Here is a 7,715-nt window from a genome sequence, read left to right on the forward strand (position 1 = left end):
TATTTCTCTATTTTAACAAGCTTGTTGTTTTATCTGCTCGATTAAATCAATCGTCAATGTTGCTTCAGTCACTTCGGTACAACGATGGGGTTTCAGCTTAATCATTTCAATGAAGTCAGTGACCATTGTTAGATACATTTGGTTTTTATCCCATTCTGGTTCACTGTAAAGAACCAGAATCTCAGTTGCCGTTGTAAGGGTAAGTTGATTCTGAATTAAATCCCAATCTATGCGCCCTTCACTGCCAATAAAGCTACATTTTCGGTGCGCTTTGCGTTGTAAAAAATCCAAATGAATCGCAGTGACTGCGCCTGATTTAGTTAATGTTAAGATATCAGCCATATCTTCAACGTTAAGATCCAACTCATCAGAGGAACGTAGAATTGCATGCTGAAGATCTAAAGGTCCTAGTAACCATTGGGCATAGTCCAACTCGTGACTAAGCTCGAATAAGGCGCCACCACCGAGCTTTCTATTTGCAGATACGCAGTCCCTGTAATCTTTATTTGGACGCCAGTCAGGAAGATATTGACCTATCTCAATATGTGCATTAAATAATGTGCCAATGGTATTGTTATCTAATAAAGTTTTCAGTTTTTGGGCAGAAGGTAGATAACGTAGACAGTAACCTACCGCAACAGCTGTGCCGTATTGGTCAATTACTTTTTGAATCGCATCCGCATCTTCACGCGTTGTTGTCACTGGCTTTTCGATTAGGGTTGGGATACCTGCTTCAATCAAAGGGATCGAATGCTGAGCATGAAAAGGCGCAGGTGAAGCGACTATTACTAATTCAACACCAGCTTCAATCAATGCATCAACACTAGTAACAATGCCGTCGCTATCACTGATATTTTCTTTAGGTACGCGCCCACTTGCTGACATAACCAATAATTCAACATTCGGAAACAGGCTCTTCAAATTATGACGATGACGAGTTGCTATATTCCCTAACCCAATGACCGCAACTTTATTCATCATCAATCTAGCCCTAGTGTATTGATGTCTGCTTGGGCACGATTAAAGTCATCCATTCGACCAATATCTAACCAGTATTCATGAATAGGAAACATAAGGATATTATCCCGATCACTCATGTGCTGCTCTAGTAGTGTTGGCATATCAATGTTGAGGTTTTTAGGGACCGATTGAATTACCCGTGGCGATACAACATAAATCCCAGCATTAACAAAAAAGCGCTGAATTGGCTTCTCTACCATACTGGTTATTTTGTTTCCCTCTCCGTTAACCACACCATAAGGAATTTGATAATCGTATTCACGAACGCACATTGTCGCGTCGGCTTGATTTTCTGTATGAAAATCTAATAGACGTTCAAAATCAACCTTAGTAAGCACATCACCATTCATCATAATTAAAGGTAAATCTTGTGGTAAATCCTCAGGAAGTAAACCAAGCGCCCCACCTGTGCCTAGCGGAGAATCCTCATGAATATAGTTAATCTTCACACCTAACTTAGAACCATCACCAAAGTACCGTTGAATTTGCTCTGCCATATAGTGCGTTGATATATAGAAGTTCACAAAACCCGCTTTAATAAAACTACGAATAACGATTTCTAAAATTGGCTTATTACCAATTTTAAGCATAGGTTTGGGGCAATTATCCGTTAAAGGGCGTAAGCGGGTACCGAAGCCACCAGCCATAATAAACACCGGATTATGGTAGGTTTTTTCTTCAAATAAGTGATGTAGCGTTTCTAACCCTACAACCTTATTTCCTTCCATTAACGGTATAGCAAGTATGCCTCTATTTTCCATTAATTTTACTAATTGTTCTTTTGGAGTATTTGCTAGTGCGGTAATTGGCGAACGACTCATTATTTCAACGACGGGAGTTTCTAACGGTAAATTATTTAAAATACCTCTACGAATATCACCATCCGTTATCACACCTAAAAGTTGTTGTTCATCATTAATAACTAAAGCGATGCGTAATGCTTCATTATCGATAACCCTAAGGGCATCAAGTACTGTCGATTCTGCTTTGATTAATATTTTTTTCCACGAATAACTCATAACTTACCTTCTTACTTATTTCAATGTCGAGTGGCTTGGGTAGCAGATTTGTCCAGAAGACATATTTTTAGTCACGATAGCCCCTGCGCCTACAATCGAACTTTTCTCAAGCGTAATATTTTGAATAACCGTAGCACTTGCTCCAATATAAACATCATTGTTTGTTGTCACTTGCCCACATACTGATGCTTTGGGCGCTATATGATTGTATTCACCGATCCTGCAATCGTGCTCAATAATAACGCCACTATTGATAATACTGTGCGAACCAATGATAGCTCCAGCCTGAATGATCGCCCCAGGGAAAATTTGAGCACCTTGCTCTATCTCTGCAAATGGGGATATATGGGCATGAGTCGATATTATCGTTTCAAACTGATAACCAAGAGAAATAAAGTGTTCATTCAATTTACGCTTTAAACTGGACTTAGGTAACATACCGATACCATTAACAAGCCTGATTGCTTCAGGTGAAAAATCTAAAACATCTTCATCATTTTTAAGGTGTGTAATACCTGAAAAAACGTGACGTTGACTGACATCCTCAGGACTAACAATTGCCACTATCTCACGTTGCTGTGCACGTAAGATATCCACTAATACACTGGCGTGTCCCCCACCACCGATAACAACAAGAGGTTTTTGTTCTGGGTTACTCAAAAATTAAGTCCCCTGCTTGATAACTTTTACTCGCTGGTTTATTCAATAGCATCCAATAATGATATGGTGACATACCCGAACCTGGACGCTTAATGGTGAGGTTTTCTTCGGTAATAAGCTCACCTTCTTCAATCACTTTAGCGGCCACTAAACTTTTACGTGCAACCGCTTTATTTTTTATCTCTGACACGGTTGGGCTTTTCACCCCAGCACCTAAGGCAACTTCCACTTGGCGTATTGCACTAACCATGGCTGCCAATTCTTCAGGCTCTAAAGAGGCTTTATGATCTGGCCCTTCCATATTTTGATCTAACGTAAAATGCTTTTCAATCAACACGGCACCACGAGCAACAGCAGCAATCGGGATTGTTATTCCCGCACTATGATCTGAATACCCTGCTGGTAATTCAAATGCACGGCCCAATGTATCCATTGCTTTAAGGTTAATCTCAGCCATTGGCGCTGGGTATTCTGTTGTACAGTGCAATATAGTGACTTTTTGTTTCAATGTTTTTTGACCAAGCTCAGAAGCATAAGCTTGCTGAAATGCTAATTCATTTGGCTCTGCAGCTTCATCAGCCACATAACCAAAGGCAATCACCCCTAATACGGCTTCAATTTCAGAAAGCGTTGCCATACCAGTAGAAACAATTAAATCACACCCTGTACGCGCATGCTCTAGAACCAATGGGGCATTTGTGATTTCACCAGAAGGGATTTTTAAACGTGTTAGCCCTAAGTCATTAACTAAAAAGTCTAAGCTCTCAAAGTCAAAAGCCGTCGATAAAAATTCAATACCTAATGATTCACAATGTTTAACTAACTGGTGATGCACATCATAAGAAAGCTCCAACCGACTCAACATCGCTAACTGTGACTCTTGCTTCTGTGTATTTTTGACTTGGTATTCAGCTTGAGCCGCATCAGCTGTTACTAGATTTTTCGCTTTAAAGGTTTGAAATTTAACAATGTCAGCACCAGCATGATAAGCAGCATCAATAAGTTGAAAAGCTAGCTTTTCATCGCCATTATGGTTAACACCTGCTTCCGCAATAATTAAGGTCATTATTCTCTCACTCTACATCATTAAAAGTTACATCGTAAAAAGCTTTACTTGGTGTGAATTTCAACGATTTAATCATTTTGATCACTTTACCGCTGGTATCACCTTGGCCATATGGATTGTGAATCTTTTCATCTACCTGTTTATACGTACGAGTAATGGCGACTTGTATTGCATCCGAAATCGATTGTTGATTCGGTTCCACATTTAAGACGCTTTTTGCAGCTAAACGCCCTTTCTGTCTCGAACCTATATTGACGGTTGGGACATCAAATGCAGGCACTTCAATGATTCCACTCGAAGAGTTACCTATCACTGCGGCAGCATGCATTACTGAACTAAGATAACGAACCTGACCTAAAGAAGGTATTGCTAATACTCGCATTGGGTTTTGACGAGCATACTCTTCAAGTATTGGGATAATACGACGCCCACCATCATCTGCATTTGGATAAGTCAGAATTACTTGATGATCTGGATACTCATCTAAGGCATTTAATAATGATTGAAAGCTTTCTTCTGGTGCTTCATTACCCAGTGTTACAGGATGATAGGTAACTACAAAAAAAGGTTTATTCAGAACAAAGTTTAAAGACTCTGATAATTCAGCCTCATTCATAAACGTTGCACGTTGTAAGTGATCTAAACCAATCGCGCCCACATTTTTTACTCTGCTAGGCTCTTCACCTAATTGTATAACACGCTGGCGATATTCTTCGGTTGACGTGCCATGCAAGTAACTGAGTTTAGTTATAGCATGCCGAATTGCGTCATCATATGCACCTTCCGTGATCTCACCACCATGTAAATGAACAATTGGAATGCGCATGATCATTGCTGTTTGCGCGGCAGCTAGCGCTTCAAAACGATCGCCAAGAATAACCAGTAAATCGGGTTGCAAACGAGCAAGTGCATCAGAGAAGCCTAATACGCCAAGTCCCATACTTTTGGCGGTTCCTACTGCTGAATCTGATGAGAGAAGGATCTCAATTTTTTCATCAATCACAAAGCCATCAGCTTCTATTTGTTGATAGGTTTCACCAAATTCTGGTGATAAGTGCATCCCTGACACCAACAGTTGCAGTTGGAATTCAGGATCATTTTGAAGATCTTTTAAAAGCCAAAAGAGCAGACCATATTCTGCTCTTGTACCAGTAAAAACAGCAATTTTTTTACTCATAACAAATCGATTATCTCTAGTTAATTTATCTTTAATACGCGACTACAGAGCAATAGGGCTGCTAGGTAAATTAATCAAATGCGCTTCAATATGCTCTGACTGGGTTAAATCACCACGCAGAGCGTCTTTAAACATTGGTAGCCTATGCATTAATTTCCAAATAGGGCGAGTCATCACACCGGCATCATTTGTTTGCGTTAATAGTTCATCACGCGCAGCTACTGAAGGGCAGATCACTGCATTCAACCAATAATTTGATTGTGCATAATCAGGCTCTGTAACAAATTGGAAATCACTATTTTCAAAGAAAGCCTGATAACGATTCGCCAAAACTCGCTTTTGAGCTAAATACAGCTCTAATACTTCCATCTGAGCGCAGCCTAACGCCGCATTTAAATTTGGCATTCTGTAATTAAAGCCAGCTTCATCATGGAAAAACTCATAAGGATGTGGCACTTTCGCTGTTGTTGTTACATGCTTTGTGTGAGCACCAAGTTCCGCCGTTTTACACAACACCATACCGCCGCCGCCAGTGGTGATGATTTTATTACCATTAAAGCTCACCGCGCCAAAATCACCAAGTGTTCCCGTATGTTTTCCTTTATAAAAAGAGCCTAAGCTTTCAGCTGCATCTTCAACTAAAGTAATATTCCATTTATGGCAAACAGCAATCAGTTCATCCAGTTCAACGGGATGACCAAAGGTATGCATGGGTACCACGGCACGAATTCGGCGCTTTGTTTGTTTATGAATACATCCATTATCCGTCACTTGAGCGTGTTGAATAAGAAACTCATCCATCGCCTTTGGGCACAAACCTAAACTGACAGGGGATACATCAACAAATATCGGTTCAGCACCCATATGATGTAATGCATTACAGGTTGCTACAAAAGTAAGCGCCTGAGTAATCACCAAGTCACCAGCCCGAACCCCCGCCATGTATAACGCAGCGTGAAGTGCAGCAGTGCCATTAACCGTAGCAACAGCTTTAGCCGTTCCTGTATAGGTCTCTATTTTTTGCTCAAATTCATCAACAAATTTACCAACACTCGATACAAATGTGCTTTGAATGGTTTCTAAAACATACTTCTGCTCATTGCCATTAAATGTTGGCGCGTGCATGGGGATAAAGTCATTGGTTTGATAAATATCACGGACAAAATCAACTATCGACACTTTGCTCATTACTCAACTCTCTACTATTAATGGCCTAACTGGAACGTGATGGCTAAATATCAATTACATCTTACTATCAAGATATTTACCTGTTTCTTTGTGGCCAAAATCTGGGATCATAGTAAAAAACAGCTTCACTATCTCTTCTTTAGTCCACTGTCGTTCAGATTTCATTTTGCCGATCTGCAACTCAAACAATTCGAGTAATTCCTGCTGATATAGCGGATCATTTTTGATGATGCCTAAGTTATCAAAACGCGCCATATCAAGCGTTTCTTTATCGGTAAAAAATTCTTCAAAATCTTTTTCACCTGTTGTATCACTCGAAGTAAATAAACATGGCCATTTTCCTTGAGCAGGTAATGTTTTCGCTAATTCACGAGCTTCGTCTTCAGTCTCACATAAATGTGGCTCATAACCAATTTGCTTCAAGTATTTCACTGCAATATCGGCAAACGAAATTAAGTGAAGTGCTTCGCTCAATTTAGGGAAGAAAATGTCACGATTCTCACCAAAAACACAAGACATTAGACATAGCTCACCGGACTCTTGTGGGGTAACAAAATAACGCTTAATATCGTTTGGTGCCACAATCGGTTGATTTTTTTGGATGCGCTGGTTGAAACCATGAAGAAGAGAGCCATCAGAAAACGCCACATTAGCAAAACGTGCAGTCGAGATTGTGATCTCTTCACTTTTACGCATTAAGAACATTTCCATAATACGTTTTGAAGCTCCCATCATATTCACTGGATTTGCCGCTTTATCAGTCGATACACAGAAGTATTTTTTAGCTCCAGCATCAATCGACTGCTGAATGGTTTTATCGGTATTAAACACATTGACATCAATCATGCGCATTAAAGTAAAAGGGTCTTTCTCACTTCGTACATGCTTAAGAGCCGATAAATTCAATACGTAGTCATACTGACCGTCAGCTTTAATAAATGCATCGTATTCAATTGAACCGATATCTAATGCAAATGTTTGAAAATCACCATTAATGTAACCAAATGAACTGCGAATATCACGTACCAGTTCAACCATGTTGTTTTCACTAATATCAACAACATGCAATTTTTCAGGGTGGCGCTTAAAGATTTCCTTGGTCACTGCTTGGCCAATTGAGCCTGCACCACCAAGAACGAGAAAACGACTATTTAAAATAGTCTCTGATAACTCTTTTTCATGAGCTTTAATATCGTTTGAAAATAATTCTTTTTCACGACCAATAAGCGGTAATATTGAATTCATTTTAGCTTAACCTTAATAGCGTATATTTAAATATGCTCACAATGATATGTAAATAATTTATGTATGCATAGGCCATCATAAACCAATTAACATTTATATTGCGCAATTACCCAACCTATTTCCTAAATAATCAACTTTACTAGTGCAAAGTATCAACTTTTCTAATAAACACTCATTTTACAATTAAAAAAAGATGACGTGGTCAGCAAATTCACACTCTAGTTAAGCTACCTTCAACGAATACTCATTCATCGTTTCAAAACAACTTGGCCTACAATAACCTCATTGCCAATAAATTAAGTATTTTGAATTAGTTATTCAAGAGATTTTTAGTATCTAG

Annotated in this window: 7 protein-coding genes; all 7 read right to left on the reverse strand. The window is 39.2% G+C overall.

What is annotated here, in order from left to right; genetic code table 11:
- Window positions 1-12: 12 nt before the first annotated feature.
- Genes CXF74_RS17300 through CXF74_RS17330 form a run of 7 tightly spaced genes read right to left on the reverse strand, consistent with a single transcriptional unit; the run spans window position 13 to window position 7,375 of the window.
- Entirely contained in the window at window positions 13-981 is a 969-nt protein-coding gene (locus CXF74_RS17300; RefSeq protein ID WP_101083780.1) for a Gfo/Idh/MocA family protein, read from the reverse strand.
- Entirely contained in the window at window positions 981-2,039 is a 1,059-nt protein-coding gene (locus CXF74_RS17305; RefSeq protein ID WP_101083781.1) for a nucleotidyltransferase family protein, read from the reverse strand. The genes CXF74_RS17300 and CXF74_RS17305 overlap by 1 nt, the downstream gene beginning before the upstream one ends.
- 15 nt (window positions 2,040-2,054) lie before the next feature.
- Entirely contained in the window at window positions 2,055-2,699 is a 645-nt protein-coding gene (locus CXF74_RS17310; protein ID WP_101083782.1) for an acetyltransferase, read from the reverse strand.
- Window positions 2,692-3,765, reverse strand: a complete 1,074-nt coding sequence (gene neuB, locus CXF74_RS17315) for an N-acetylneuraminate synthase (RefSeq protein WP_101083783.1) — start codon at window positions 3,763-3,765, stop codon at window positions 2,692-2,694. Before neuB ends, CXF74_RS17310 begins: the two co-directional genes overlap by 8 nt.
- Window positions 3,766-3,772: 7 nt before the next feature.
- Entirely contained in the window at window positions 3,773-4,942 is a 1,170-nt protein-coding gene (neuC, locus tag CXF74_RS17320; RefSeq protein ID WP_101083784.1) for a UDP-N-acetylglucosamine 2-epimerase, read from the reverse strand.
- Window positions 4,943-4,984: 42 nt separating this feature from the next.
- A complete protein-coding gene (locus CXF74_RS17325; protein ID WP_101083785.1) occupies window positions 4,985-6,130 on the reverse strand; it encodes a LegC family aminotransferase in 1,146 nt (381 codons plus the stop codon).
- A 54-nt stretch (window positions 6,131-6,184) separates the two neighbouring features.
- Complete coding sequence (locus CXF74_RS17330) at window positions 6,185-7,375, reverse strand: UDP-N-acetylglucosamine 4,6-dehydratase (protein WP_101083786.1); 1,191 nt, start codon at window positions 7,373-7,375, stop codon at window positions 6,185-6,187.
- Window positions 7,376-7,715: the final 340 nt, after the last annotated feature.

The organism is Psychromonas sp. Urea-02u-13 (assembly GCF_002835995.1).
Lineage (GTDB): Bacteria > Pseudomonadota > Gammaproteobacteria > Enterobacterales > Psychromonadaceae > Psychromonas.